This window comes from Halobacterium sp. R2-5, assembly GCF_011734195.1.
In the GTDB taxonomy this organism is placed as follows: Archaea; Halobacteriota; Halobacteria; order Halobacteriales; family Halobacteriaceae; genus Halobacterium.
This window is the reverse complement of sequence record NZ_JAANTH010000001.1, coordinates 995,184-1,020,081: the sequence shown is the minus strand read 5'-3', so window position 1 is coordinate 1,020,081 and position 24,898 is coordinate 995,184. Positions and strand designations below refer to the sequence as shown.

Genomic DNA, 24,898 nt, shown 5'->3' with positions numbered 1-24,898 from the left:
GAGCTTCGAACCGGCGGCGCCCACGGACAGTGAGCCGGACGGCGAGGCGACGGACGGCGGCGAGCCGGCGAGCGAGCGCGAGGAGGGAACCGAATGAGCACGGGGTCGCAGGCGTTCGGGGAGGGCGCGGACTCGATCGCGGACGCGTTCTTCCCGGTCTACCAGTGGGCGTTCAGCGACGGCAGCGACTTCGTCGCGGACGTGGAGACGAAGCTCGCGGAAGCGCGCATGGACGACCCCGTGGAGCTGTTCGTCTCGCGGGCCATCGGCGTGGGCGTCGCCGTCGGCGTCGTGCTGTGGCTGCTCGGGCTCGCGCTCGGCTACGGGCTCTTCTACACGGGGCTCGTGGAGACGGAGACGCTCATCGGCGTCCCCGTGCCGAACGAGACGCTCCTGGCCATCGTGCAGGCGCTGAAGATTCCCGCGCTCGTCGTCGTCACCGGGCTCGTCTTCGGCCTGCTCGGGTTCGCTGCAGGGTTCGGCGGGCTGCTCTCGGTGCCGTACATGCGGTCGAGCAGCCGGGAGCGCGAGATCAACATGCTGCTGCCGGACGCCGTCTCCTTCATGTACGCGCTCTCCATCGGCGGGATGAACCAGCTGGAGATTCTGGAGGCGATGGCGAAGGCCGACGACACGTACGGCGAGGTCGCCATGGAGTTCCGCAGCATCGTCCAGGAGACCGAGTACTTCGACACGGACTACCGGACGGCGGTGCGGAATCGCTCGATGGAGACGCCGAGCGACGAGCTCAGCCAGTTTCTGACGGACATGCTCTCCATCATCAACTCCGGCGGTGACATGACGGAGTTCCTCTCGGACAAGAAGGACAAGCACATGCGCACCGCCAAACAGCAACAGGAGCTCACGCTCGACACGCTGGAGCTGTTCGGCGAGATGTACATGACGCTGTCCCTGTTCCCGCTGTTGCTCATCATCATCCTCGTCATCATGAGCATGCTCGGGCAGGCCCAGATGCGGCTGCTGTACGCCACCGTCTACGTGCTCACGCCGATCGTCGGGCTGGGGTTCCTCGTGCTCGTCTCCACGGTCAAACAGGACGAGATCGGGGACGGCTACCTGGAGTTCGACGACGGCGACGACGGCCGCCGCGAGCCCGGCCTGCTCAGCCTCGGGCTGGTCGAGCGCTTCGTCGGCGAGTACTCGGTCTTCGACCGCGTGAAGCGCCGCGAGGGCACCTACGAGACGAAACAGCTGATGCGCCACCCCGCGCGCTTCTTCCGGAACAACCCCCTGTTCACGCTCGCGTTCACCGTCCCCGTGACGGTCGTACTGCTCACGAACACGGTGCTCGCGGGGGTCGCGCCGACCAGCCTCGACGGGATGGTCGAGGCGCCGATCTGGGGGACGTTCCTCTACGTCTACCTGCCGCTGTACCTGATCGGCATCCCGCTGGCGGTGTTCCGCGAGTGGAACGTGCGCTCGCGGCGCCGCATCACGAACAAGCTCTCGGACAACCTCCGGAAGCTCTCCTCCGCGAACGACACCGGGATGACGATTCTGGAGTCCATCGGCGCCGTCTCGGACACCACGAGCGGGAAGCTCGGCCACGAGTTCGAGGTGATGTACGCGAAGGTCAACTACGGCACGAGCCTGAAGCGCGCGCTCGTCGAGTTCAACAACAAGTACCACATCCCGCGGCTCGCCCGCACCGTGAAGCTCATCTCGAAGGCTCAGGAGGCCTCCAGCCAGATCACGGCGGTGCTGTCGACGGCCGCGCAGGCCAGCGAGAACCAGGACGACATCGAGCGCGAGCGGCGGTCGCGGGCCCGCATGCAGGTCGTCATCATCGTGATGACGTACCTCACGCTGCTGGCCGTGATGGTCATCCTGCAGGTGAAGTTCCTCGGCACGATGAGCGGACTGGAGACGTCGACGGCGGGCGCCGCGGAGGGCGCGAGCAACCAGGTGAGCTTCGGCGGGAACATCGACACCGAGAAGCTGGGGATGATGTTCTTCCACGCGGTCACGATGCAGGGCATCATCTCCGGGTTCGTCGCGGGCTACATCCGGGACGCGGACCTGCTCTCGGGCGTGAAGTTCGCGGTGATACTGCCGACCGTCGCGCTGATAGCGTTCTCCTTCGCGTGACCATGGCCCGCGCACAGACCACCATGGACTTCGCGGTCGGGGTCAGCGTCTTCCTCGTGACCGTGGCGTTCGCGTTCGCGTTCGTCCCCGGCATCATCACGCCGTTCGCCGACCCGGACGTCGGCGACCCCGTGTCCGCGAACCGCATCGCCGACGACCTCGCGACCGACCGCCTCGGGTCGACGGACAGCCCGTACAGCCTCGACGCGGAGCGGACCGCCGCGTTCTTCGAGAACGGCGAAGTCGCGGAACTCCCGCTCCGCGGCTACAAGGCGGTGAACGTCACCATCGAGGACACCGAGGGTAACGTCACGACCGTCGGGGAGGGGGACGTGCGCGCCGCGACCGGCCGGACAGTCCCCGAGGACGCGGACACCACCGTCGCGTGGCGGACCGTGGCCGTCGGCGGCGACCGCCTCGAACTCGTCGTGAGGGTGTGGTAGCGTGCGGGCGCAAGCGCACACCCTGGAGGGCGTCGCGGCCTCGCTGCTGATCGTCGCGACCGTCGCGTTCACGATTCAGGCGACAGCGGTGACGCCGCTGACCGCGAGCACCGCCAGCCAGCACATCGAGACCCAGCACGAGCGCGCCGCCTCCGGGCTGCTGGAGACCGAACGCTCGAACGGCAACCTCTCGCGGACGCTGCGCTTCTGGAACGGCACCGGCGCGTCGTTCGTGGACGCCGACGCGAACGGCTACTACGTCGGCGACCCCGAACACGAGGTGTCGTTCCTGCTGGCCGTCGAGGAGACGTTCGGCGAGCGCGCCGTCGCGTACAACGTCAACGTCTACTACGTGAACGACGCGGGCGAGCGCCGCGTCCGCCGGCTGGTCTACCACGGGCAGCCGAGCGCGGACGCCGTCGCCGCGACGCGGCTGGTCACGCTGTACGACAACCAGTCGACGACCGAGCGCGACGGCGCTGAACTCGCCCCGACCGACGAGACGCTCGCGGACGTCGACGACGCGGCGGACGAGCGGTACTTCGCGCCGAACGCGCCCGGCCACTCGTACGCGGTCGTGGAAGTGGAGGTGGTCGTATGGCGGATGTGAGCTTGCGTCGCGACGACCGCGGCGTCTCGACGGCGCTGGGCTACGTGCTCAACGTCGGGGTCGCCGCCATCCTCGTGACGATGCTGCTGTTCTCCGCGGGCTCGCTCGTGGAGACCCAGCGCGACCGCGCCGTCGAGACGGAGCTCCGCGTCGTCGGCGACCGCGTCGCCGCGGACCTCGCGGCCGCCGACCGGCTCGCGCGCGCCAGCGACGGCGGCAGCGTCGAGTACGTCGTCGAGGCGCCGCCGAACGTCGCGGGCCTCCGGTACGACGTCGCCGTGAACGAGTCCGGGGACGACACCGTCGTTCTCGACCGCGCGCGCTCCGACGTCACGATCACCGTCGAGTACCACACCGAGGTGCCCGTCGAGAACGCCACCGTCTCCGGCGGCGACTTCGTCGTCGTCTACGACGGGAGTCGTCTGGAGGTCGAAGATGCGTAACGACACTCGCCGCGCGGTCAGCGACACGCTCGGGTTCGTGCTCGTGTTCGGCGTCATCGTCGCGACGGTCGCGGTCGTCTACGTCGGCGGCTTCGACGCGCTCACCAGCGCGCGCGACGCCCAGCAGTTCTCGAACACCGAGCGCGCGTTCGACGTGCTCGACTCGAACGTCGAGGACCTCGCGGTCCGCGGCGCGCCCAGTCGCACCACGGAAGTACTGCTTTCGGACGGCGCGCTCGGGTTCGCGGACCCGGTCTCGTTCAACGTCTCCACGGACAGCGGGCGGTTCTACGAGGCGACCGTCGAGCCGATCGTCTACCGCGCGGACGACGGCGACAGGCTGGTGTACGCGAACGGCGCGCTGTTCCGCGAGTACGGCGACCGCGCCGTGATGTTCGAGCGGCCGCGCGTCGCCGCCGGCGACCGCACGCTCGTCCCCGTCGTCGCCACCGAAGCCGCTAGCCGGGAGGCAGCGACGGACAACACGCGCCGACTGCTCGTCCGGACAGCAGTCAGTTCCCGCGACGTCGAGCGCTTCTCCACGCCCGCGAACCTCACCGTGACGTCGCCGCGGGCCGCCGCCTGGGAGCGGTACCTAGAGGAAGAGCTCGGCACGAACTGTGATGGCCCCGCTGACGGCCGCACCGGCGAAGTGGAGTGCCCACTCCCGGGCGACGAAGTGTACGTACAGGGCGTCTACGTCGACGTCAGCATGGACTGACTACTCGACGGTCACGTTCACGGCGTTCTCCGTGACGTGGAGGAACGTGACGACGCGCTCCCCGGAAGAGTTGTACTCCAGTTCGCCCGTCGACGCGTCGAGGTCCGTGCTCCCGGAGTTCCCGGGTGGATTCTCCTTGCCCTTCGAGAGCACCGTCAGGTCGACGTTCGGCCCCATCTCGCCGAGCGCGTAGTTCACGAGCGTGCCCGTTGCGTTGTCCGCGGTCGGCGGCGACCCGTCGCCCTGGTAGGTCAGGTTCGTGTCCCCCGTCAGGTCGAGGTGCATCGTCGGCGTGTCGTCGTCGTCACAGCTGTACGCGTACGTCGAGTCGGTCTCCGAGAAGCGGTCGTCGCCCGTCCACGTGTGAGTTGTCCCGCCGTCCGTGTACTCCAGCGTGACCTCGGGCTGATTGTCGTTGCAGAGGTTCGCGCCCTGGATGTCGAACTCGAAGCGCTTGGAGCCGCCGTCGTCGGCGACGAGCGTCCAGTGGAGGTCGCTGAAGTCGGAGTTCTTGTTCGGCTCCAGCGTGAACGTCAGCGACTCCACGGGGTCCTCGCCCGCGAGCCCGCGCAGCTCCAGGGGCGTCTCTTCGAGCGTGAACTGGCCGCCCGACCCGCGCGCGAGCAGTTCCAGTTCGACGCGGTTCTCGCTGTCGACGACGGTGACGTTCCCGGTCGTCCGCGAGCGGAAGAACGACGCCCAGCCCCGGTAGTACTCGCTCTCCACGGCGACGGTGACGGTGCCGTTCTCCAGGGGGTTCGACCGCCCCGGCCCCGGGAACACCGAGCGGTTCGACTCGGCGTCGTTGCGCGTCACGCGCGCGGTCGGCGCGCCAGCGGCCGTCGTCTCGCCGCCGGTCACGCGAATCACGGGGAGCGTGAGCGTCGCGTCCTGGTAGTTGAACTCCGGCGGCGACACCATCTCCGCGCCCGCGCCCCGCGACCGCCACACCCCGCCGCCCTGGTAGGCGACCTCGCTGTCGCCGTTCGCGTAGACCACGGACCCGAGCGTCGTGTTCAGGTACTCGGTCGAGTTGTCGTCGGTCTCTTTCACGACGACCATGCGTCCCGTGTCCGGCCGCACCTCGTAGCTGCCGCGCTCGGAGTTCGCCAGCGACAGCGACTGGCCGTCGGTCCGCCCGAGCGCGACGAGCGCGCTGCGCGCGTCGAAGAGACTCATCGACTGCTCGGCGCGCTGGACCGACGACTGGTCTTGCGCCGTCTCCAGCGCGCTGCCGCCCACTGCGACGATGGCCCCGACTCCGGCGATGGTGATGGCGAGCAGCAACACCACCCCCACGACCTCAGTCTGCCCGCGCGCGTCCATGCCTCCCCGCTTGGCGGGTAACCGGCAAGAACCTGACGGGGGGCTGTCGGCGAGCGACCACGAACACGTACGTATCTGGTAACCAAACGTAGTGAAATCGCAATTAGCTCAGCTATCTCTCCAGCATTGGAACAGGCGTCGGAGGGAGGGCGTGGCGGGAGTCTCGCGAGCGCAGCGAGCGAGATAACGCCACGCCCGCGAACGAGCGCGAGCGAGTGAACGGGCGTGGCGGGACTGAGCGAACGCTCCGCGTTCGCGAGGTACGTCATGCCCGCGAGTGAACGAAGTGAACGAGCGGGCGTGGCGGGACTCGAACCGGAGCCAGACGTGCTCGCTCACTCCGTTCGCTGTGCGCGACTGGCAGGATTCGAGCCCCTGCCCGTTTTCGCCTCGCTTCGCTCGGCAGAAAACGGGCGTGGCGGGACTCGAACCCGCGATCTAGAGGTTAGGAACCTCTCGCCGTATCCGCTTGGCCACACGCCCTCTACGTCGGGAGAGGGCGGGGCAGAGAAAAACCGTTACGCTAGTTTCCGGCCGGCGTCTCGGAGTCGGTGTCCGAGTCCGTGGTCGTCTCCGTGGTGGTGTCGGAGTCGAGCGTGGTGTCGGAATCGAGCGTGGTGTCGGAGTCGAGGTTGTCGTCCTCGGCAGTCGGGTCGGCGCCGTCGCGCATCTCCTGGAGTTCCTGTTCGACTTCCTCGCGGCCCTTCTGGAACTCGCCGATTGCTTCGCCGCTGGAGCGAGCGAGCTTCGGGATCTTGTTCGCGCCGAACAGGAGCACGGCGATGAGCAGGATGACTGCCCACTCCATGCCGCCCGGCAGACCGCCGATGAACAGGGGGGTGCTGGTGAACATCGCTATTCGTTGGTAGCCCTGTCGCAATTATAGGCTTTATGCTCCTTTCAGCCCCGTAGGAACGTCTCCACCCGGGTGCCAGCGTGTCTCTACCTGGGAACCTACTGGCCGGGGACAGGGGGTCGCCGCGGTCGGCAGGCGGCCGCCATGGCAACTTTTCACGCCGGCGCGCGAACGTTCGAGTCATGAGCGACGCCACGCCGTCCGGCTCCAGTCGAAAGTACGACCCCGAGGGGGACCACGCGTTCCCCGACGAGCGCCTGAACCGTGTGCTCGAGTTCGTCACCGAGGACCGCGAGATTACGACGTACCTAGAGGCCCAGAACGTGAACCCGGTGAACCGGAAGGGGTACAACGACCACGGGAAGAAACACATCGAGATCGTCCGGAACCGTGCGCTCACGCTGTACGACCTCCTGAAGCGCGGCGGTGTCGAGTTCAACGGCGCGGCCGACCAGGGCCTGGAGGAAGCCGACGAGGCGGTCATCATCGCGCTCGCGGCGACGCTGCACGACATCGGGCACGTCGTCCACCGGGACGCCCACCCCTACTACTCGATCCCGCTCGCGTCGGACGTCCTCGACCGCGTGCTCGACGAGTTCTACGAAACGGAAGAGGTCGTCCGGGTGAAGGGCGAGGTGCTGCACGCGATTCTCTGCCACCACACGGCGGAGACGCCGCTGACGACGGAGGCGGGGGTCATCCGGGTGGCGGACGGCCTGGACATGGAGTACGGGCGGTCGCGGCTGCCGTACGAGCGCGGCGGCCGCGGCATCAACACCATCTCCAGTCAGGCCATCGAGTCGGTCACCCTCCAGGACGGCGACGACCGCCCGGTGCTCGTGGAGATCGAGATGCGGAACGCGGCGGGCGTCTACCAGGTGGACAACCTCCTGAAGGAGAAGCTCCACGAGTCCCGCCTGGAGGACGACGTCCGCATCGTCGCGCTGAACACGGGCGGCGACAGCGACCAGCTCGTCGAGCGCATCGAGCTGTGAGGACAGGGGGTAGACTCTTGTCCCGCCCGGGCGAACGGGAGGCATAATCGTGTCAGTCTCCGGGCGGGCGGGCGGCGTCGCCGTCGCGGCGCTCGGGCTCGCCCTCGTCGCGTTCCACGCGCGGACAGTCGCCGTGCTGTGGGGCGAGCCGGCGCGCGTTCTCGTGAACGGGGCCGTTCCAGCACTGTTGGCCGCGGCCGTGGTCGTCGCGGGCGTGCGACTCGCTCGCGGCGAGGTCGTCGCCGAGCAGTTCGTTCCGCGCGTGCTGGCGTGGGTCGGCGTCGGCGTGGTCGTGCTCGCAGCGGCGACGGCGTGGCTGTTCGCGAGCGTGCTGGTCGTCGGGCCGCTGCCACCGAACACCGCGTTGACGGTGCTGAACGCCGCGACGCTCGGCGGACTCGTCGGGTTCTTGGTGGGCGTCCACGACGCGGGCCACCGCCGGCAGCAGGTCCAGGTCGACCAGCTGAACCGCATCAACGACACGCTCCGCATCGCCACCAGGGAGGTCGTCGACGCGGACGACCGCGACGAACTTGAGCGCCGGGTCTGCGAACGCCTCCAGCAGTCCGTCCTCTACGAGTCGGCGTGGATCGGTCGCTGTGAGCCCGGCGACGACGAAGTCACGCCGGACGTGTGGGCGGGGCTGGACGACGAGTACTACGAGTCGGTCGTCGTCACGCTCGACGAGGACGAACCGCTGGGGCGGGGGCCGGGCGGGCGCGCCGTCCGCACCGGCGAGATACAGTGCTCGCAGGACGTCTTCGCGGACCCGTCGATGGAGCCGTGGCACCACCTCTTCGAGTCCCACGGCGTCGAGTCGGTGGCGGTCGTCCCGATCGTCGACGACGGCGCCGTCTACGGCGTCCTGAGCGTGTACGCGAACCGCTCGTACGTCTTCGACGAGCGCGAGCGGGAAATCCTGACGGAGCTGGGGGAAACCATCGGGCACGCGGTGACGTCCCTCGATGCGCGCGAGCAACTGCGCCACCGGGAGAGCGAGCTTGCCACCCAGAACGACCGGCTGGAGGAGTTCGCGAGCGTGCTCAGTCACGACCTCCGCAACCCGCTGAACGTCGCGGAAGGGTCGGTGGAGCTGGCGCGCACCGAGCGGGACAGCGAGGCGCTCCAGCGGGCGTCCCGGGCGCTCGACCGGATGAACGAGCTCGTCGAGGACGTCCTGACGCTCGCGCGGACCGGCCAGCGCGTCAGCGAGTTCGCGAGCGTCGACCTCCGCGAGGTCGCGGCCGGCGCGTGGCAGACGACCGCGACCGAGGACGCGACACTCGACGTGGCGGCGTCGCTGGGGCCGGTGGCCGGCGACGAGAGCCGCGTTCGAGAGCTGTTCGAGAACCTCTTCCGGAATGCAGTCGAGCACACGAACGACGATGTCTCCGTGACAGTCGGCGAACTCGACGGCGGCTTCTACGTCGCGGACGACGGCCCCGGAATCCCCGATAGCGACCGCGGAGAGGTGTTCGACGCGGGGTTCTCGACGGCCGCGGACGGGACGGGCTTCGGGCTGAACATCGTGCGGAGCATCGCGGACGCCCACGGCTGGGACGTCCGCGTCACCGAGAGCGAAACGGGAGGTGCGCGCTTCGAGTTCACGGGCGCCGAAATGGAGGCCGGTCCCGTCGAGGAGCGCACGGCGTCGGAAACCTAGATATTCGTCAGCGCGGCGAGAGTCCGACGCCGTCGGCGATGAGTTCGTGCGAGCGGAGCGCGTCGTCGTGGTCGGCGACGACGTGCTGGACCATCAGCTCGTCGGCGCCGACTCGGTCTGAGAGCTGTTCGAACAGCCCGTTCAGCGTCTCCGGGCTGCCGGAGATGGCGCGCGGCCACTCGCCGCTGTCGAGCGTCTCGGGAGTCGGCTCGGGGACGCCGCCGAGCTCGTCGATGGCTTCCTCGACGGCGGGCGCGGTGCCGGTGACGCCGCGTTTCATGCGCTGGAACGACGCTTCGGCGGTCGCCCGCAGCCGCGCGGCGTCCTCGTCGGATTCCGCGCAGACGGCGTTGAGCGCGACCATCACCTCGGGTTCGTCGACGCTGCCCGCCAGCGGTCCGGGTCGGAAGTGCTCGCGGTACGTCTCGATCGCGTGGGCGGCGAACTGCGGGCGGATGAACGCCGCGAAGCAGTAGCGCAGCCCGAGTTTTCCCGCGATCTCCGCGCTCGACGGGCTGGAGCCGAGCACCCACGGGACGGGCGGCTCTCCGGCGGAGCGCGGAATCTCGATGTCCGCGTACGCGTGGCCCTCCGGGTAGTCGTCGTAGAGGTGGTTGACGACGGCCTCAATCTTCTCGCGGTGGTCCTCGTCGGGGTTGCGGACGTGGCGCTCGGTGCCGAGCGCGCGGTCGACTTCGGGGGAGCCGTTCGCGCGGCCGAGCCCGGCGTCGACCCGGCCGGGCGCGAGCGCGTCCAGCGCGCCGAACTGCTCGGCGACCTTGAACGGGCTGTAGTGGTTGAGCAGCACCGCGCCCGAGCCCAGCCGAATCGACTCCGTCTCGGCGGCGAGGTGGCCGAGCAAGACTTCGGGGGTCGTCCCGGCGAGCGTGTCGCCCATGCCGTGGTGTTCGGCGACCCAGAAGCGCTCGTAGCCGAGCCGTTCGGCCTGCTGGGCGGCTTCGACGGTGTTCGCATAGGCGTCCGTCGCGGTGCCGCCGTCGGGGACCGGAGAGAGGTCGACGACAGAGAGGTCCATACGCTGGTTCGTGGTCTGCGGGAGAAAACGGTTCGGCTCCCAGCAGTCCTCGTGGCGGGTCGACAGGAGTAGAGTTATGGCGGCCGCAGTACCGCTCGAACGTATGACGGAGTTCTCCCAGCGAGTCGAAGCCATCTCCATCAGCGGCATCCGGGAAGTGTTCGAGGCGGCCGGCGAGGACGCCATCAACCTCGGACTCGGCCAGCCCGACTTCCCGACGCCCGAGCACGCACGGCAGGCCGCCGTCGACGCCATCGAGGCGGGGAAGGCGGACGCGTACACGTCCAACCGCGGGACGCCCGACCTCGTGGACGCCATCGTCCAGAAGCACGCCCGCGACAACGGCGTCGACGTGGCACCGGAGGGCGTGATTGCGACGTCCGGCGGGAGCGAGGCGCTCCACCTCGCGCTGGAGGCCCACGTCGACGCCGGCGAGGAAGTGCTGTTCCCGGACCCGGGGTTCGTCTCCTACGACGCGCTCACGCGAATCGCGGGCGGCGAGCCGGTCGGCCTGCCGCTGCGCGAGGACCTCACGCTCGACCCCGCGACCGTCGAGGAGCACATCACCGAGGACACCGCGGCGTTCGTCGTGAACTCGCCCGCGAACCCGACGGGCGCGGTACAGTCCCCGGAGGACATGCGGGAGTTCGCGCGCATCGCCGACGAGCACGACGTGCTCTGTATCTCCGACGAGGTGTACGAGCACATCGTCTTCGACGGCGAGCACCGCTCGCCGCTGGAGTTCGCGGAGACGGACAACGTCGTCGTGGTGAACGCGTGCTCGAAGACGTACTCGATGACGGGGTGGCGGCTCGGCTGGGTCGCCGCCAGCGAGCGCCGCGCCGAGCGGATGCTGCGCGTCCACCAGTACTCGCAGGCCTGCGCGAGCGCGCCCGCCCAGTACGCCGCCGAGGCCGCGCTCACGGGCCCGCAGGACGTCGTCGGCGAGATGGTGGCGTCCTTCGAGGAGCGCCGCGACCTCGTGCTCGACGGCCTCGAAGACATGGGGCTGGACGTCCCCAAACCGGAGGGCGCGTTCTACGCGATGCCGAAGGTGCCCGAGGGCTGGGTCGACGAGGTGCTCGACCGCGGCGTCGTCGTCGTGCCCGGTGACGCGTTCGGCGAGCACGGCGAGGGGTACGCCCGCATCTCGTACGCGACGGACACCGAGCAGCTCCGCGAGGCGCTGGACGTGATGCGCGCGGCGACGAACGCCCTGCGGTAACGGCGGCTCCGCTGGACCCCGGGTGGTTCGTGCCCTGACAGTTATGCGGCACGCGGCCGTTGGTGTGTGTATGCACGTGGCACGCCACGGCGAGGGGGCTCGCGCGACGGCCGCGGCGCTGACGTCCCAGATCCACCCGGTCTTCATGCTGCCGCCGCTGGCGGCGTCGGGGTTCGGCGCCGTGCTCGCCGGCGAGTTCTCGCTGGGCGTCGCGGGCGTCCACGTCGCCGCTATGTTCTTCGCTGTCTACACGGCGCACGTGAAGGACGGCTTCGTGGACTTCCACGTGCGCGGCGAGGACGACGACCACCCGCTCACCGCCGCGGGCTGTCGGGTCGCCATCCGCGCAGCGTCCGTGGCGTTCTTCGCGTGTGCCGCCGCGCTCTGGTGGCTCGTCGGACCGGGCGCGGCCGCGCTCGCCGTGCCCGCGTGGCTCATCGCGTACCACCACGCGCCCCAGCTCGACACGAACCCCGTGACGACGACGACGGGCTACCCGCTCGGCATCGCGGTCTCGCTGCTCGGCGGCTACTACGCGCAGGTCGGGTCGCTGGCCGTCCGGCCGGTGGCGTTCGCGGGCGTGCTGCTCGTGTTGCTCTCCGGCGTGAAGGTCGTCGACGACGCCCAGGACTACGACTACGACAGCTCCATCGGGAAGCGCAGCGTCGCCGTCGTGCTCGGGAAGCCGGGCGCGCGCCGGCTCGCGTACGGCCTGATGGCGGCCGCGATGGTCGCCGTCGCGGCGCTCGCCGCGCTCTCGGTGTTCCCGCCGAGCGCCGTCGTCGCCGTGGCCGCGTTCGCCGTGGTCGCGGCGTTCGCGGCGCGCGCCGACCCCACTATCGCGACGATGCTGCTCGTGCGGGGCTGCTACGTCTTCCTCGCGGTGCTGGTCGCGGCGGTGTGGTTCCGCCCGCTCTCGTAGCCGGGCGAGAGCGGTGTTCTGAAGGGCGGGCGCGGCGACAGACCGGCCATGGACGCCTGGCAGGACGACGACGCGCTCGCCGACCAGTACGCGGACGCGTCGAACCTCGCCGCCCGACAGGTCTTGCACGCGCGCTTCTCGACCGCCGAGAAATCCGTCCACGAGTGGCTGTTCGACCAGTTCGACCTGCCCGAGAATGCGACGGTGCTGTCGCTGGGCGCCGGCCACGGCGCGCTCTGGACCGCCAACGCCGACCGGATTCCCGCGGGCTGGGACGTCACGGTGACGGACAACTACCCGGGGATGGTGATGGACGCGATGGAGGCCCTGGAGGACGTCGACCGCGAGTTCGACTTCGACGCCGTCGACGCCCGCGAGATTCCGTACCCCGAGGACACGTTCGACGCCGTGACGGCGCACTTCGTGCTCTCGCACCTCACGGACGCCGACCGCGAACAGGCCCTGCGAGAAATCCGGCGCGTGCTGAAGGCCGACGGGACGCTGTACGCCGCGGCGAACGGCGAGGCCGACCTGCGGGAGGTGTTCGACGTCGCCGAGTCGTACGGGACGCTCCCGGACGCGTCGGGGTTCACGCTGGAGAACGGCGCCGCACAGCTCCGTGAGGCGTTCTCGGACGTCGAGCGCCGGGACGTCGAGCACACGCTCCGCATCACGAAGCCGGAGCCGGTGGTCGCGTACCTGCTCTCGCTGCCCGGCTTCGAGGGCGCGGACGCGTTCGCGCTGGAGGACGCGTTCCGCGAGAGAACCGGCGACGACGCGTTCGAAGTCGACCGCGTCGCCGGCGCGTTCGTCGCGTCGGCCAGCGAGTAGCGGGATACGGGTTCTTCAGTCGGCACGCTGAGTGAACGTTCGCAACGTTCGGCCGCTCCGTGAGCCGATTCGCAACGAGGGAGGTGGTTTTACCCCAGTATGGATGGAACGCAGTGGCAATGAATCGGAAGGCGCTGGAAGTACGCGGAACGGCGGTCGGAGAGCTACCGGACTCACTGTACGACGAGCTCCGTCGGGCCGGCGAGAGAGACGAGAAAACGGTACAGCTGGGCGGGTCACTGTACGGGGACTCGGAGGAGCGGGACGCGACATCCGTACTGAGACACGCCGGCGACGGGTTCGAAGTCATCGTCGTGGAGCAGTACTACCTCCGGACGAACTCGGACCTCCAAACGACGATTGTCTTCGAGCAGGAAGCCAGCGACCGGGCGTCCGTGACGGTGATAGTCGGCGGCGGCGCGACCGGGTTGAGTTCACTGAGGTGGGACTGGGGTTCGGAATCGGCCCAGAGTAAGTCCGTGGTGTCCGTGCTCGAAGACGTCTGCGACCAGCTGGGGTTGTCGCTCACCCCGGACGAGTCGTAAGTCCGGCTGAAGACTGCCCGACCGGTTCCGCTACTTCGCGGTGGAGACGATCTTCACGACGTCGCCCTCCTCCAGTTCGTAGCTCTCGCCGACCTCCCGGTTCGTCTTGGCGTTCACCGCGTGGAGGTAGCCGTCGCCGATGTCCGAGTGGACGGCGTACGCGAGGTCCACGGGCGTCGAGCCGTTCTCTAAGAGGAACGCGTCGGGGAGGACGTTGCCCTTCGCGTCGGTCCACTTCGACTGGTCCTGCACGGGGTACGCGGTGACCATGTCGAGCAGGTCGTAGACCGCGTGGTTCAGCGCCGCCTGGACGCCCGTGCCGCCGTACTCGGCCATCGTCTCGCGGAGGTCGTCGAGGGCGTCGCGCTGGCCGTCGCTGACCTCGCCCGTCACCTCGAAGTCCTCGTCGCCGGGGTCGTAGTCGAGGAAGCCCGCGTCGACGCCGCGGCGGAGCGCGAGCTCGCCCTGCGCGGTCGCGGGAACCACGGGCTTGTCGAGGTCGAGCAGTCGCTGGACGTTCTCCTCGGGCGCGACGTCGACCTTGTTCGCGACGACGACGATGGGCTTCGTGCGTTCGCGGACCCCTCGGGCGAGCGCCTCGCGGTCCTCGTCGGTCCACTGGATCGGGTCCTCGGGGTAGTCGATGTCCCGGAGGACGCCCGCGACCTGGTACTCGCTCGCACCGAAGCCCGTCATCATGTCCGTGACGGCCTCCTCGATGTCGAATCCCGGCGACCGGGACGCCCGCTCGACGCTCTCCCAGTTGTCCTCGACGATGCCCGCCAGCCAGAGGTCCATCTCCTCCTCGACGAAGTCGATGTCCTCGATGGGGTCGTGCTCGCCGATTTCGACCGGTTCTCCCTCCTCGTCGGTCGCGCCCGACGCGTCGACGACGTTCACGATGACGTCCGCGTTCGACAGCTCGTCGAGGAACTGGTTGCCGAGGCCCCGGCCCTCGTGGGCGCCCGGTACGAGGCCCGCCACGTCCAGCAGTTCGACGGGGACGTAGCGCTTGCCGTCGTGGCAGTGCTCGTGGCCGCAGCGCTCCTCGCGCTCCAGACACGGACACTCTGTGCGAACGTGGGTCACGCCCCGGTTCGCGTCGATAGTGGTGAACGGGTAGTTCGCGACGTCCACCTCCGAGCGCGTCGCGGCGGTGTAGAACGTCGACTTGCCGGCGTTCGGCTTCCCGGCAAGCGCGATAGAGAGCATACCACGGGGTAGCGCGAGCGCGGAAGAATGGCTTTCGGTCCGGCGACCCGCGCCACCACAAGGGATATTCGGCGTCCAGCGGAACCACCGGACGATGAACACCCTAGAGGTCACGATCCGCCTCGTCGCGGGGATCGGGCTGATTCTCGCGAACGGCTTCTTCGTCGCAATCGAGTTCGCGCTGACTCGCGCCCGCCAGTTCACCGAGGCGGAGTTCGTCGACGGCAACCCCTCCCTGGAGCGCGCGTGGGAGATGACCAACGACCTCGAACTCTACCTCACCACGTGTCAAGTCGGCATCACGGCGTCCTCGATTGCGGTCGGTATCGTCGCCGAGCCGGCGCTCGCGGCCATCTTCGAGCCGGTGTTCCGGAACACCGTGCTTGCCTCGGTCGGCGGCGGCGCCGTCCTCGCGTTCCTCATCATCAACCTCGTCCACCTCACGCACGGCGAACAGACGCCGACCTACCTCGGCGTGGAGCGCTCGCGGTTCGTCTCCAAGTACGGCGCCGGGCCGCTGTACTGGTTCCACTTCGCCATCTCGCCGATCATCAAGCTCGGCGACGGCATCGCGAAGGCCACGCTGAAGCTGTTCGGCGTCGAGATGACGGGCGCGTGGCTCGAAACCGAGGAGGACGTCATCGAGTCGCGCGCCGACCTCCGGAACCGCCTCGGGTCCGTGCTCGGCGAGTCCGACCTCTCCCGGGAGCGCCGCGAGGAAGTCCTGGGCGCGCTCGACATCGACCAGATGCCCGTCGAGAGCGTGATGGTCGACGCCGACGACGTGGTCGCGCTGTCGGCGGCAGTCGGCCTCGAGGAGAACCTCGAACGGATGAGCGAGACCCCCCACGTCCGGTACCCGCTGGTCGGCGAGACCCTGGACGACTTCCGCGGCATCGTCTACCTGCCGGAGGTGTTCCGCGACCTCGACGACCTCCGGTCGGGCGAGGACACGCTCGGGGACGTCGCCCAGCCGCCGATGACGCTCCCGGCGTCGCTACCCGTCAGTGACGCCATCGACCGCTTCCAGTCGGAACGCCAGGAGCTGGCGTTCGTCACCGACGAGGACGACCGCGTCGTCGGGCTCGTCACGGTCACGGACGCGCTGGAAGCCATCGCCGGCGAGGTCGAGGACCCGTTCGACGACGAGCGCGAGAGTTAATCGGCGCGCTGGCACGTCGGGGCGCTTCCAATCGCGAGGAACAGGAGGGAGCGACCGACGAGCGGGTAGCCGGCGGCCCGGGACAGGTCGAGAAACCGACTGAACTATTCGGGGTCGCGGTCCGCGCGGCTGCCGAGGTGCATCTCGCCGCGGGCCCGGATGACGCCGTCCACGTCGGCGTCCGGGTGGACGTGGACGTCCTGCCCGGAGACGTCGCCGAGGACGGTGGCGTCGGCTTCGATGCGCACGTCGCCGTCGCGTGTGGTGACGTCGCCGTGAATCTTCGTGTCCGAGTCGACGCTGACGTCGTCCTGGGCACGCAGGCTGCCGAAGATGTTGTTCTCCGCGCCGACGTCGATGCTGGTCGCGCGGATGTTCCCGTGCAGCCGGCAGCCGTCGCCGATGGTCGCGGGCGTCGACACCCGCCACGCGTCGTCGGAGACGCTGCCCGAGCGCGGAATCGTCAGCGGCTGAGCGTCGCCGTCTGCGGCGAATTCGGCGGCGAGCTCCTCGGCCTCCTCCTCCTCGCCGATCTGCAGGAGGTGGGTGAGGTAGACGACGAAGAACGTGATCGTGGGCATCGGGTTCCGGATGACGATCCAGCCCGAGGCCTCGAACCCCTCCTCGATGTCGACGTCGTCGCCGATATCGAGGTCACCGCCGACGACCAGCCGGCCGGTAATGTGGACGCGCTCGCCGAGGTAGGCGTCCTCGCTGGCGAGGACGTTCCCGTCGACGTCGCACCACATATCCAGCCGGCAGTCGCCGTCGGCCTCGATGTCGCCCGCGAACGAAACCCGTTCGCCCGCGACGACGCTGCGGCCGCGAACCCCGAGTTCGACGGTGGACTGCCCGCCGACGAGCACGTCGCCGTCGACCACGACGTCGTGCTCCTGTACGGTGGTACCGTCTGGCACGACGAGTTCGTCTATCGGGTTCGGGCCGAGCACACCCGTCCAAATACCCCGCACGCCAATAAACCCCGCGAGAACGCACGCCGGGCGTCGGACGGCGGACTTTTGTCCGGCTGTCGCCTACCGGCGGGTATGACTGCGCTCTCGTTCGAAGACGACGGCGTCGACGTCGTCTACGAAGGCACCGAGTTCAGGATGGAGCGGACGCTCATCGAGGAGGCCACACAGAAGGACTACCACGAGGTCACCGACCACGAGGTGCTCAAGCTCGTGGAGGACGACCCGTCGCTGTCCGGGGAGCCCCGGCGCATCGGCGACATCGTGTAGACGCGAACTTTTAGGTCGCGGCGCCGCGACGTGCGAGTATGACCGCGGCGCTCCCCGACTTCGAGCACCCCTCGTGGGTGACCGCGCTGGCCACGTTCGCGAGCTACGGCCTCGTCCTCGCCGTGATGACCGTCCTGCTGTTCCTCGTGCCGTACGCGGCGTTCACGCTGCTGTAGCTACGCCCGCGTCCGCAGCAGGACGCCGACCGGCACCAGCAGCAGCGCGCCCGCGACGAACGGCGACCAGTAGACGACGACGTACGCGGCGGCGGCCAGCGGCGGGCCGACGGTCCGCCCGAGGCTCCCCGCGCTCTGCGTGACGCCGAACGACGACCCCTGCGTGTCCGTCGACGCCGCCCCGGAGACCAGCGTCGCCAGCCCGACCGTGATGGCGCCGTTCCCGAACGACACCAGCGCGCCGAACGCGAGCAACACGACCAACCCAGAGGTCAGCCACGCGGGCCCGTCGGCGGTCAGCGCGCGCGTGCCGGCGAGCGGGGAGACCGCGAGCACGAGCAGCGCGAGGAACAGCGAGACGACGCCCGCCCGAGCGACGCGCCGGGGGCCGAAGCGCCGGGAGAGCGCGCCGACGAGGACGCCCTGGTTCACGATACCGAGCGCGCCGATGTACGCGAGGAACATCGCGGCCTCCGTCGCGCCGTAGCCGAAGAAGTCGGCGACGAACGGCACGAACATCACCGTGATGCCGGTGAACGCCAGCGACGTCAGGAAGAAGGAGACGACCAGCGGCCGGAGGTCGGCGTCGGCGAGTGCCGAGCGGAACTGCGCGACGAACGTCGTCCGCGCCGCGGGGCCGCGCGTTCGCTCCGGTTCTTCGAGCACGACCGCGGCGGCCAGCAGCGCGAGGAACGAGAAGCCGGCGGCGGCGAAGCACGGCAGCGAGAACTGGGTGACGGGGACGAACGCGGGGAGAGCGGCGCGTGCGGCCGACACCGCCGTCTCGCTGGCGAGCAGACCGCCGACGGCGGGCCCGAACACGAACCCGAGGCCGAACGCGGCGCCGACGAGCCCGAGCGCGCCGGCGCGGCGCTCCGGCGGCGTCACGTCCGCGATGTACGCCTGCGCCGCCGAGATGTTCCCGCCCGCGCCGCCAGCGAGCAGCCGCGCGCCGAACAGCACCGCGAGGCCGGCCGTCGTCCCGACTGCGTCCCCGACTTCCGAAGCGAAGCCGAACACGAGCCACGCGACGCCCGCGACGCCGACCGACAGCATCAGGACGGGACGGCGGCCGCGCTCGTCGGAGACGCGCCCGAGGACGGGCGCGGCGGAGAACTGCGCCAGCGAGTACGACGCCGCGAGCAGTCCGATGAAGACGTCGCTGACGCCGAACGAGCGCACGTAGAACGGGAGGACGGGGATGATGATGCCGAACCCGAGCAGGTCGATGAACACCACGCCGACGACCACGGCGACCGCGCGACGCGCGTCTCCCGGGGCCGCGTCGGCAGCCGTCGCAGCGCTCGTCGATGCCACGGCCGCACAGACAGGACGGAACCGGAAACGTTCTCGGGCCAACGAAGGCGGCGGCTACGCTACGAGCCGGAGCGGCGAGGAGAGAACGAGGGTGCGAACGCCGTTACGCGAACGTGCGCGAGGGTTCGGCGCTGGCGTCGGTGTCCTGTTCGAGCTTCTCCAGGGCGTTCTCGAAGTCCTGCATCGTGATCTCCTCGCGGTCGTCGCGGATGGCGAACATGCCGGCCTCCGTGCAGATGGCGGCGACGTCCGCGCCGGACTTGTCGTCGGTCTCGGCGGCGAGGCGCGTGAAGTCGACGTCCTCCGAGAGGTTCATGCCCCGCGTGTGGATGCGGAAGATCTTCTCGCGGCCGGTCTCGTCGGGGTTCGGCACCTCGATGAGGCGGTCGAAGCGGCCGGGGCGGAGGATGGCGCGGTCGAGCATGTCGAAGCGGTTCGTCGCCGCGATGATGCGGATGTCGCCGCGCTCGTCGAAGCCGTCCATCTCGGAGAGCAGTTGCATCATCGTCCGCTGGACTTCCGCGTCGCCGGACGTCTTCGAGTCCGTGCGCTTGGAAGCGATGGCGTCGATCTCGTCGATGAAGACGACGGCGGGCTCGTGGTCGCGCGCGACCTGGAAGAGGTCGCGGACGAGCTTCGCGCCCTCGCCGATGAACTTGTGGACGAGCTCGCTGCCGGCCATCTTGATGAACGTCGCGTCGGTCTGGGCGGCGACGGCCTTCGCCATCAGGGTCTTCCCGGTGCCCGGCGGGCCGTGCAGGAGCACGCCGCTCGGCGGGTCGATGCCGACGGTGTCGAACATCTCGGGCTCCTTCATCGGGAGTTCGACGGTCTCGCGGACCTCCCGGAGCTGGTCGTCGAGGCCGCCGATGTCCTCGTAGCCGACGTCGGGGGACTCGTCGACTTCCATGACGCGGGCGCGGACGTCGGCCTCGTCGTCGAGGCGCTCGACGATCGAGAGAGAGTTGTTGACGGCGACGCGCGCGCCGGGCTCGAGGTCCTCGCGGAGGTCGTCGGTGACCTCGGTGAGGGCCTCCTGGTTGTTGCCGTGCTGTTTGATGATGGCGCCCTCGTCGTTGAGCTCCTGGACGGTGGCGACGAACAGCGGCGACTGCTTGAGCTTCTTGTTCTCGTGGGAGAGCCGCTCGAGCTTCTGCTGGTACTTGTTGTTCTCTGCGTTGGCGTCGAGCAGGCGGTCCCGCATCTCCTCGTTCTCGTCCTCGAGGGCGGAGAGCTGCTCCTCGAGCGCCTCGATCTTCTCCTGGAGAGAGGCGCCGTCGTCGTAGGGCAGCTCGGCGTCCTCTGCGGTCTCAGTCATCACTACTGAGTAGGGTGCTAGTTCATAAGAGGCTTCGGGTGACCCACATTCTCGGAGGCCTGTCAATAACCATTGTGCATTTTCGATAGCGAAAGCATTATCTAAGTGCATTCAGTACGGGTGGGTATGAGCGCCACCGCAATGGACGGAGACACGGTCGAAGCACTCGAAGACCTGCCGCCGAGCGCGAAGCTCGTCGCGAAAGTGCTGGAGTACAACGACACCCTCACGCAGAGCGAGCTCGCCGAGGAGACGCTGCTGCCCGCCCGCACCGTCCGCTACGCGCTCACCCGCCTCGAGGAGCAGGACGTCGTCGAGTCCCGCTTCTCGTTCTCGGACGCCCGCAAGCGCATCTACACGCTCGCCTGAGCGAGGCGTCGCCCTCCGCGCCCATCCTGCTGTGCCGGCTCCCGTCCTGCAGTCCCCCGACTCGTCCCCGGAAGCGCCGAACCTTTATCCGGCGTAGCGCTACAGTTTCACAGCAATGGTTCGCGTCATCCACACGGGGGACACCCACCTGGGCTACCGCCAGTACCACTCCCCCGAGCGCCGCCGTGACTTCCTCAACGCCTTCGAGGCGGTCGTCGAGGACGCCGTCGAGGCGGACGTCGACGCCGTCGTCCACGCCGGCGACCTCTACCACGACCGCCGCCCCGGCCTCCGGGACATTCTCGGCACCATCGACGCGCTACGGCCGCTCCGCGACGCCGGCATCCCGTTCCTCGCCATCGTCGGCAACCACGAGGGCACGCGGGACGCCCAGTGGCTCGACCTCTTCGAGACGCTAGGACTCGCCGAGCGCCTCGACGAGAGCGGTCGCCGCGTCGGCGACACCGCGTTCTACGGGCTCGACTACGTCCCCGAGTCCAAGCGCCCCGCCCTCGACTACGAGTTCGACGAGCCGGACGCCGAGCACGCCGCGCTCGTCTCCCACGGCCTGTTCACGCCGTTCGCGCACGCCAACTGGGACCTCGATACGGTACTCGGCGAGTCGAACGTCGACTTCGACGCCGTCCTGCTCGGCGACAACCACGCCGCCGACACCGCGCAGGTCGGCGACACGTGGATCACGTACTGCGGGTCCACCGAGCGCGCGAGCGCCAGCGAGCGCGACCCCCGCGGCTACAACGTCGTGGAGTTCGACGACGGCGACGTCGCCATCTCCCGGAAAGGAATCGAGACGCGGGACTTCGTGTTCGTGGACGTCGACCTCGGGCCGGAGGACGGCACCGAGTACGTCCGCGAGCGCGTCCGGGAGCGCGACGTCGAGGACGCCGTCGTCGTCGTCACCGTCGAGGGCGACGGCGACACCGTGACGCCCGCGGAGGTCGAGCGCTTCGGGGACGAGCGCGGCGCGCTGCTCACCCGGGTCAACGACCGCCGGGAGGTCGAGGCCGAGGAGGACGTCGAGGTGTCGTTCGCGGACCCCGACGAGGCGGTCCGCGAGCGCGTCCGCGAGATGGGGCTCGGCGAGGCGAGCCTCGACATCGACGACACGGTCCGCGACCTCGACGTGGCGGACTCGAACGTCCGCGAGCGCGTGAAACGGCGCGTCGAGGATGTCCTCGAGGACGAGGCGGCCGAGGAGGCAGACACCGACGGCGAGGACGAACCGGCCGGCCGAGCGCAGGCAACCACCATGGAGGACTTCTCGTGAGGTTCACGCGCGTCTCCCTGAAGAACTTCAAGTGCTACGAGGACGCCGACGTGCGCCTCGACCGCGGGGTCACGGTCATTCACGGACTGAACGGCAGCGGGAAGTCCAGCCTGCTGGAGGCGTGCTTCTTCGCGCTGTACGGCGCGAGCGCGCTGGACAAGACGCTGGACGAGATCGTCACCATCGGCGCGGAGGAGGCGGAAATCGACCTCTGGTTCACGCACGCGGGCAACGACTATCACATTCACCGCCGCGTCCGGAACACGGGCGAGCGCGCGTCCACGCCGGACTGCACGCTGGAGACACCCTCGGGGAGCATCGACGGCGTCACTGACGTCGAGGAGTACGTCGGCGACCTGCTGCGGATGGACGCGGAGGCGTTCGTGAACTGCGCGTACGTCCGGCAGGGCGAGGTGAACAAGCTCATCAACGCGTCGCCGAGCACGCGCCAAGACATGCTCGACGACCTGCTCCAGCTCGGGAAGCTCGAGGACTACCGCCAGCGCGCCGGGGACGCCCGGCTCGGCGTGGAGGACGTCGAGAGCAACGTCGCGGGGAAGCTCGACCAGCTCGACGAGCAGATCGAGGCGAAGGAAGCCGAGAACCCCCACGACAAACTGGCGAACCTGAAGTCAGAGCTCGCGGACGTCACCGAGGACATCGAGAACTACGAGCAGCAGCGCGACACCGCCCGCGAGACCCTCGAAGACGCCGAGAGCGTGCTGGAGTCCTACGAGGAGAAGCGCGCGGAGCTCGAAGACGTCGAGGAGACGATAGCCGAGGTCCGCGAGGCCATCGCGGAGACCGAGAGCGAACGCGAAGGCCTCGCCGAGGAGGTCAGCGAGCACCGCGAGCGCGCCGACGACCTCGAAGCCGAGGCCGAGGAGCTGGTCGCGGAAACTGGACTCGAAGAGGCCGACGCCGAGGCCGCCGCGGCCAAGCGCGAGGAGGTCGCGGCCGAGCGCGAGGACGTGACCGAGCGCGTCTCCGAGGTCGCGCCCGAGGTGTCGAAGCTCTCGACGGAGGCCGACAACGCCGCCGAGCGCGCCGAGGACCTCGAAACTCGCGCCGAGAATCTCCGCGAGGAGGCCGACGACCTCGAAGCCGACGCCGACGACCTCGAAGACGAACACGAGGAGGCCGTCGAGCGAATCGAGGAGCTGGACGCGGAAATCGAGGCGGCGAAGGCGGCCTTCGAGGACGCCCCTATCGCGTTCGGGAACGCGGAAGCGCACCTCGAATCGCTGAACGCGGACCTCGACGACCTCCGCGAGCGACGCGAGGGCGTGCGCGCGGACCTCCAGTCCGCCGAGGACCGCGTCGAGGAGGCCGAGGAGCTACTCGACGCCGGGAAGTGCCCCGAGTGCGGCCAGCCCGTCGAGGGGTCGCCGCACGTCGAGGGCGTCGAGGAGTACCGAGCGCGCGTCGCGGACCTCGAAGCCGAACTGGAGACCGTCGAGGAAGACGTCGAGGACGTCACCGCGCGCATCGACCGCACCGAGGACCTCGTGGAGCGCGAACGGGAGGTCGCGGACCTCGAACGCGACCGCGAGCGCGCCGTCGAGCGCCGCGACGACCGCGAGAATGCCGCGAGCGAAGCCAGAGCGGCGGCGGCGGAGAAGCGCGAGGAAGCCGACGACCTCGAAGCCGAGGCCGAGGACGCCCGCGAAGAGGCGGAATCGAAGCGCGAGCAGGCCGAGGACAAGCGCGAGGCGCTCGCGGAGCTGAACGCCGAGCAGTCCGCGCTGAAGGAGCGCATCGAGCGCCTCGACGACCTCGCGGACGTGCTGGACGAAGCCGCCAGCCACCGCGAGTCCGCCGACCAGCTGGCGGAGAAGCGCGCGGACCTCGACGACCGGAACGACGAGCGCCGGGACAGGCTCGGCGACCTCCGCGAGCGCAAGCAGACCCTCGAAGCGGAGTTCGACGAGGACCGCATCGAGGCGGCGAAGGAGGACAAGCAGCGCGCGGAGGACTACCTCGAACAGGTCGAGCCCGAGCTGGAGGACCTCCGCGAGCGCCGCGACGACTTACAGGGGAAGATTGGCGCCGCGGAGAACGCCATCGAGGAGTTAGAAGAGCTCCGCGACCAGCGCGAGACGGTGGCCGCGCGTCTCGACGAGCTCCGGGAGATTCACGAGGAGGTCTCGGAGCTGGAATCGATGTACGGCGACCTGCGCGCGGAGCTCCGCCAGCAGAACGTCGCGAAGCTCGAACGGCTGCTGAACGAGACGTTCGAATTGGTCTACCAGAACGACTCGTACGCCCGCATCGAGCTCTCGGGGGACTACGAGCTCACTGTCTACCAGAAGGACGGCGAGCCCCTCGAACCCGAGCAGCTCTCCGGAGGCGAGCGCGCGCTGTTCAACCTCAGCCTGCGTTGTGCCATCTACCGGCTGCTCGCGGAGGGCATCGACGGCGAGGCGCCGCTCCCGCCGCTCATCCTCGACGAGCCCACGGTGTTCCTCGACTCCGGGCACGTCTCCCAGCTCGTGGAGCTCGTCGAGCAGATGCGCCGCATGGGCGTCGAGCAGATCGTCGTGGTGAGCCACGACGACGAGCTCGTGGACGCCGCCGACGACGTGGTACGCGTGGAGAAAGACGCGACGTCGAACCGCTCGCGCGTGGTCCGGGACCCCGAGGAAGCGCTCGCAGACTAATCCCCGCGGAGGTCTTCGATTCCCTCGCTCCCCAGTTCCGTGAGCCGGTAGCCGCGCTCGCCGTTGACCGTCGCTTCCTCGACGAGGCCGGCGGCGCGGAGTTCGGTGACGGCGCCGACGAGGTCGCTCTCGCAGGCGTCGGACGCGCCGAGCAGTTCGCGGGCGGCGAGCGGCCCGCCGTCTGCGAGGTGGACGAGCAGCCCGAGGTGCCAGTCGTCGTGGCAGGCGGTGACGACGCGGCGCGCGGGCTCGGGAACCGCACTCGCGAGCGCGTCCAGCGGCCCCTCGCCGTCCGCGGGTTCGAGGTCGTCGTTGGGGACGTGGCGCTCGTCGCCGGTCTCGGGGTCGCGGACGAGGCTGCTGTCGCTGCTCTGTTTGAGGAGGAGGTAGCGGCGGCCGTCGCCGTCGCGGACCGTGCGCATGTGGGAAA

General features: G+C 69.4%; 25 protein-coding genes and 1 tRNA gene. 17 read left to right on the top strand and 9 right to left on the bottom strand.

What is annotated here, in order from left to right:
* Nucleotides 1-93 precede the first annotated feature (93 nt).
* From G9C83_RS05500 to G9C83_RS05480, 5 genes are read left to right on the top strand one after another with little or no spacing between them, the layout of a single operon-like run.
* Nucleotides 94-2,109, top strand: coding sequence for a type II secretion system F family protein (locus G9C83_RS05500; protein WP_167245093.1), 2,016 nt, complete (start codon nt 94-96; stop codon nt 2,107-2,109).
* Between the two features lie 2 nt (nt 2,110-2,111).
* Nucleotides 2,112-2,552 (top strand): hypothetical protein, encoded by a 441-nt coding sequence (locus G9C83_RS05495; protein WP_167245092.1) that lies wholly within the window; start codon nt 2,112-2,114, stop codon nt 2,550-2,552.
* A 1-nt stretch (nt 2,553) separates the two neighbouring features.
* Complete coding sequence (locus G9C83_RS05490) at nt 2,554-3,162, top strand: hypothetical protein (RefSeq protein ID WP_167245091.1); 609 nt, start codon at nt 2,554-2,556, stop codon at nt 3,160-3,162.
* Nucleotides 3,150-3,605: a hypothetical protein gene (locus G9C83_RS05485; RefSeq protein ID WP_167245090.1), complete on the top strand. Its 456-nt coding sequence runs from the start codon at nt 3,150-3,152 to the stop codon at nt 3,603-3,605. The genes G9C83_RS05490 and G9C83_RS05485 overlap by 13 nt, the downstream gene beginning before the upstream one ends.
* The gene (locus G9C83_RS05480) at nt 3,598-4,326 is read left to right on the top strand and encodes a hypothetical protein (RefSeq protein ID WP_167245089.1); all 729 of its coding nucleotides are present in this window, start codon (nt 3,598-3,600) and stop codon (nt 4,324-4,326) included. The genes G9C83_RS05485 and G9C83_RS05480 overlap by 8 nt, the downstream gene beginning before the upstream one ends.
* On the opposite strand, the gene G9C83_RS05475 is transcribed toward G9C83_RS05480, so the two are convergent.
* The 3 genes from G9C83_RS05475 to G9C83_RS05465 form a co-directional block, all read right to left on the bottom strand.
* On the bottom strand, nt 4,327-5,652 hold the full coding sequence (locus G9C83_RS05475) for an archaellin/type IV pilin N-terminal domain-containing protein (protein ID WP_167245088.1): 1,326 nt from the start codon (nt 5,650-5,652) through the stop codon (nt 4,327-4,329).
* Nucleotides 5,653-6,062: 410 nt separating this feature from the next.
* Nucleotides 6,063-6,135: transfer RNA gene (locus tag G9C83_RS05470), tRNA-Arg, on the bottom strand.
* A gap of 40 nt (nt 6,136-6,175) precedes the next feature.
* Nucleotides 6,176-6,505, bottom strand: a complete 330-nt coding sequence (locus G9C83_RS05465) for a twin-arginine translocase TatA/TatE family subunit (protein WP_167245087.1) — start codon at nt 6,503-6,505, stop codon at nt 6,176-6,178.
* Between the two features lie 185 nt (nt 6,506-6,690).
* On the opposite strand from G9C83_RS05465, the gene G9C83_RS05460 reads away from it, so the two are divergent.
* Both G9C83_RS05460 and G9C83_RS16015 read left to right on the top strand, forming a co-directional pair.
* Entirely contained in the window at nt 6,691-7,503 is an 813-nt protein-coding gene (locus tag G9C83_RS05460) for an HD domain-containing protein (protein ID WP_167245086.1), read from the top strand.
* 49 nt (nt 7,504-7,552) lie between these two features.
* On the top strand, nt 7,553-9,166 hold the full coding sequence (locus G9C83_RS16015; RefSeq protein ID WP_347877779.1) for a GAF domain-containing protein: 1,614 nt from the start codon (nt 7,553-7,555) through the stop codon (nt 9,164-9,166).
* Between the two features lie 7 nt (nt 9,167-9,173).
* Here the strand turns inward: G9C83_RS16015 and G9C83_RS05450 are convergent, their stop codons facing one another.
* The gene (locus G9C83_RS05450; RefSeq protein WP_167245085.1) at nt 9,174-10,202 is read right to left on the bottom strand and encodes an LLM class flavin-dependent oxidoreductase; all 1,029 of its coding nucleotides are present in this window, start codon (nt 10,200-10,202) and stop codon (nt 9,174-9,176) included.
* A gap of 103 nt (nt 10,203-10,305) precedes the next feature.
* Between G9C83_RS05450 and G9C83_RS05445 the strand changes: the two genes are divergently transcribed.
* The 4 genes from G9C83_RS05445 to G9C83_RS05430 all read left to right on the top strand — a co-directional run bounded on the left by G9C83_RS05445 (nt 10,306) and on the right by G9C83_RS05430 (nt 13,725).
* Nucleotides 10,306-11,427, top strand: a complete 1,122-nt coding sequence (locus tag G9C83_RS05445; RefSeq protein ID WP_167245084.1) for a pyridoxal phosphate-dependent aminotransferase — start codon at nt 10,306-10,308, stop codon at nt 11,425-11,427.
* 70 nt (nt 11,428-11,497) lie between these two features.
* Nucleotides 11,498-12,349: a UbiA family prenyltransferase gene (locus tag G9C83_RS05440; RefSeq protein ID WP_167245083.1), complete on the top strand. Its 852-nt coding sequence runs from the start codon at nt 11,498-11,500 to the stop codon at nt 12,347-12,349.
* A 48-nt stretch (nt 12,350-12,397) separates the two neighbouring features.
* Nucleotides 12,398-13,180, top strand: a complete 783-nt coding sequence (locus G9C83_RS05435) for a class I SAM-dependent methyltransferase (protein WP_167245082.1) — start codon at nt 12,398-12,400, stop codon at nt 13,178-13,180.
* 119 nt (nt 13,181-13,299) lie between these two features.
* Nucleotides 13,300-13,725 carry a hypothetical protein gene (locus G9C83_RS05430; RefSeq protein WP_167245081.1) on the top strand — a complete coding sequence of 142 codons (426 nt, stop codon included), beginning with the start codon at nt 13,300-13,302 and terminating at the stop codon, nt 13,723-13,725.
* Between the two features lie 30 nt (nt 13,726-13,755).
* Here the strand turns inward: G9C83_RS05430 and G9C83_RS05425 are convergent, their stop codons facing one another.
* Nucleotides 13,756-14,937: a redox-regulated ATPase YchF gene (locus G9C83_RS05425; RefSeq protein WP_167245080.1), complete on the bottom strand. Its 1,182-nt coding sequence runs from the start codon at nt 14,935-14,937 to the stop codon at nt 13,756-13,758.
* Between the two features lie 94 nt (nt 14,938-15,031).
* On the opposite strand from G9C83_RS05425, the gene G9C83_RS05420 reads away from it, so the two are divergent.
* Nucleotides 15,032-16,099, top strand: coding sequence for a hemolysin family protein (locus G9C83_RS05420; RefSeq protein WP_167245079.1), 1,068 nt, complete (start codon nt 15,032-15,034; stop codon nt 16,097-16,099).
* 104 nt (nt 16,100-16,203) lie between these two features.
* Here the strand turns inward: G9C83_RS05420 and G9C83_RS05415 are convergent, their stop codons facing one another.
* Nucleotides 16,204-17,049 carry an acyltransferase gene (locus tag G9C83_RS05415; protein ID WP_167245078.1) on the bottom strand — a complete coding sequence of 282 codons (846 nt, stop codon included), beginning with the start codon at nt 17,047-17,049 and terminating at the stop codon, nt 16,204-16,206.
* A gap of 96 nt (nt 17,050-17,145) precedes the next feature.
* Here G9C83_RS05415 and G9C83_RS05410 point away from each other — a divergent pair, with 96 nt between their 5' ends.
* Together G9C83_RS05410 and G9C83_RS05405 are read left to right on the top strand one after the other, a co-directional pair.
* Nucleotides 17,146-17,340: a DUF5800 family protein gene (locus G9C83_RS05410; RefSeq protein ID WP_167245077.1), complete on the top strand. Its 195-nt coding sequence runs from the start codon at nt 17,146-17,148 to the stop codon at nt 17,338-17,340.
* A 38-nt stretch (nt 17,341-17,378) separates the two neighbouring features.
* Nucleotides 17,379-17,516, top strand: coding sequence for a hypothetical protein (locus tag G9C83_RS05405; RefSeq protein ID WP_167245076.1), 138 nt, complete (start codon nt 17,379-17,381; stop codon nt 17,514-17,516).
* Here the strand turns inward: G9C83_RS05405 and G9C83_RS05400 are convergent, their stop codons facing one another.
* Both G9C83_RS05400 and G9C83_RS05395 read right to left on the bottom strand, forming a co-directional pair.
* On the bottom strand, nt 17,517-18,833 hold the full coding sequence (locus G9C83_RS05400) for an MFS transporter (protein WP_167245075.1): 1,317 nt from the start codon (nt 18,831-18,833) through the stop codon (nt 17,517-17,519).
* A gap of 103 nt (nt 18,834-18,936) precedes the next feature.
* Nucleotides 18,937-20,151 carry a proteasome-activating nucleotidase gene (locus G9C83_RS05395; RefSeq protein ID WP_167245074.1) on the bottom strand — a complete coding sequence of 405 codons (1,215 nt, stop codon included), beginning with the start codon at nt 20,149-20,151 and terminating at the stop codon, nt 18,937-18,939.
* A gap of 126 nt (nt 20,152-20,277) precedes the next feature.
* Between G9C83_RS05395 and G9C83_RS05390 the strand changes: the two genes are divergently transcribed.
* From G9C83_RS05390 to rad50, 3 genes are all read left to right on the top strand, one after another.
* Nucleotides 20,278-20,520, top strand: coding sequence for a helix-turn-helix domain-containing protein (locus G9C83_RS05390; RefSeq protein ID WP_167245073.1), 243 nt, complete (start codon nt 20,278-20,280; stop codon nt 20,518-20,520).
* Nucleotides 20,521-20,635: 115 nt separating this feature from the next.
* Nucleotides 20,636-21,808 (top strand): DNA double-strand break repair protein Mre11, encoded by a 1,173-nt coding sequence (gene mre11, locus G9C83_RS16010; protein WP_167245072.1) that lies wholly within the window; start codon nt 20,636-20,638, stop codon nt 21,806-21,808.
* A complete protein-coding gene (gene rad50 / locus G9C83_RS05380; RefSeq protein WP_167245071.1) occupies nt 21,805-24,468 on the top strand; it encodes a DNA double-strand break repair ATPase Rad50 in 2,664 nt (887 codons plus the stop codon). The genes mre11 and rad50 overlap by 4 nt, the downstream gene beginning before the upstream one ends.
* On the opposite strand, the gene G9C83_RS05375 is transcribed toward rad50, so the two are convergent.
* Entirely contained in the window at nt 24,465-24,890 is a 426-nt protein-coding gene (locus tag G9C83_RS05375; RefSeq protein WP_167245070.1) for a hypothetical protein, read from the bottom strand. The genes rad50 and G9C83_RS05375 overlap by 4 nt on opposite strands.
* Between the last annotated feature and the right edge of the window lie 8 nt (nt 24,891-24,898).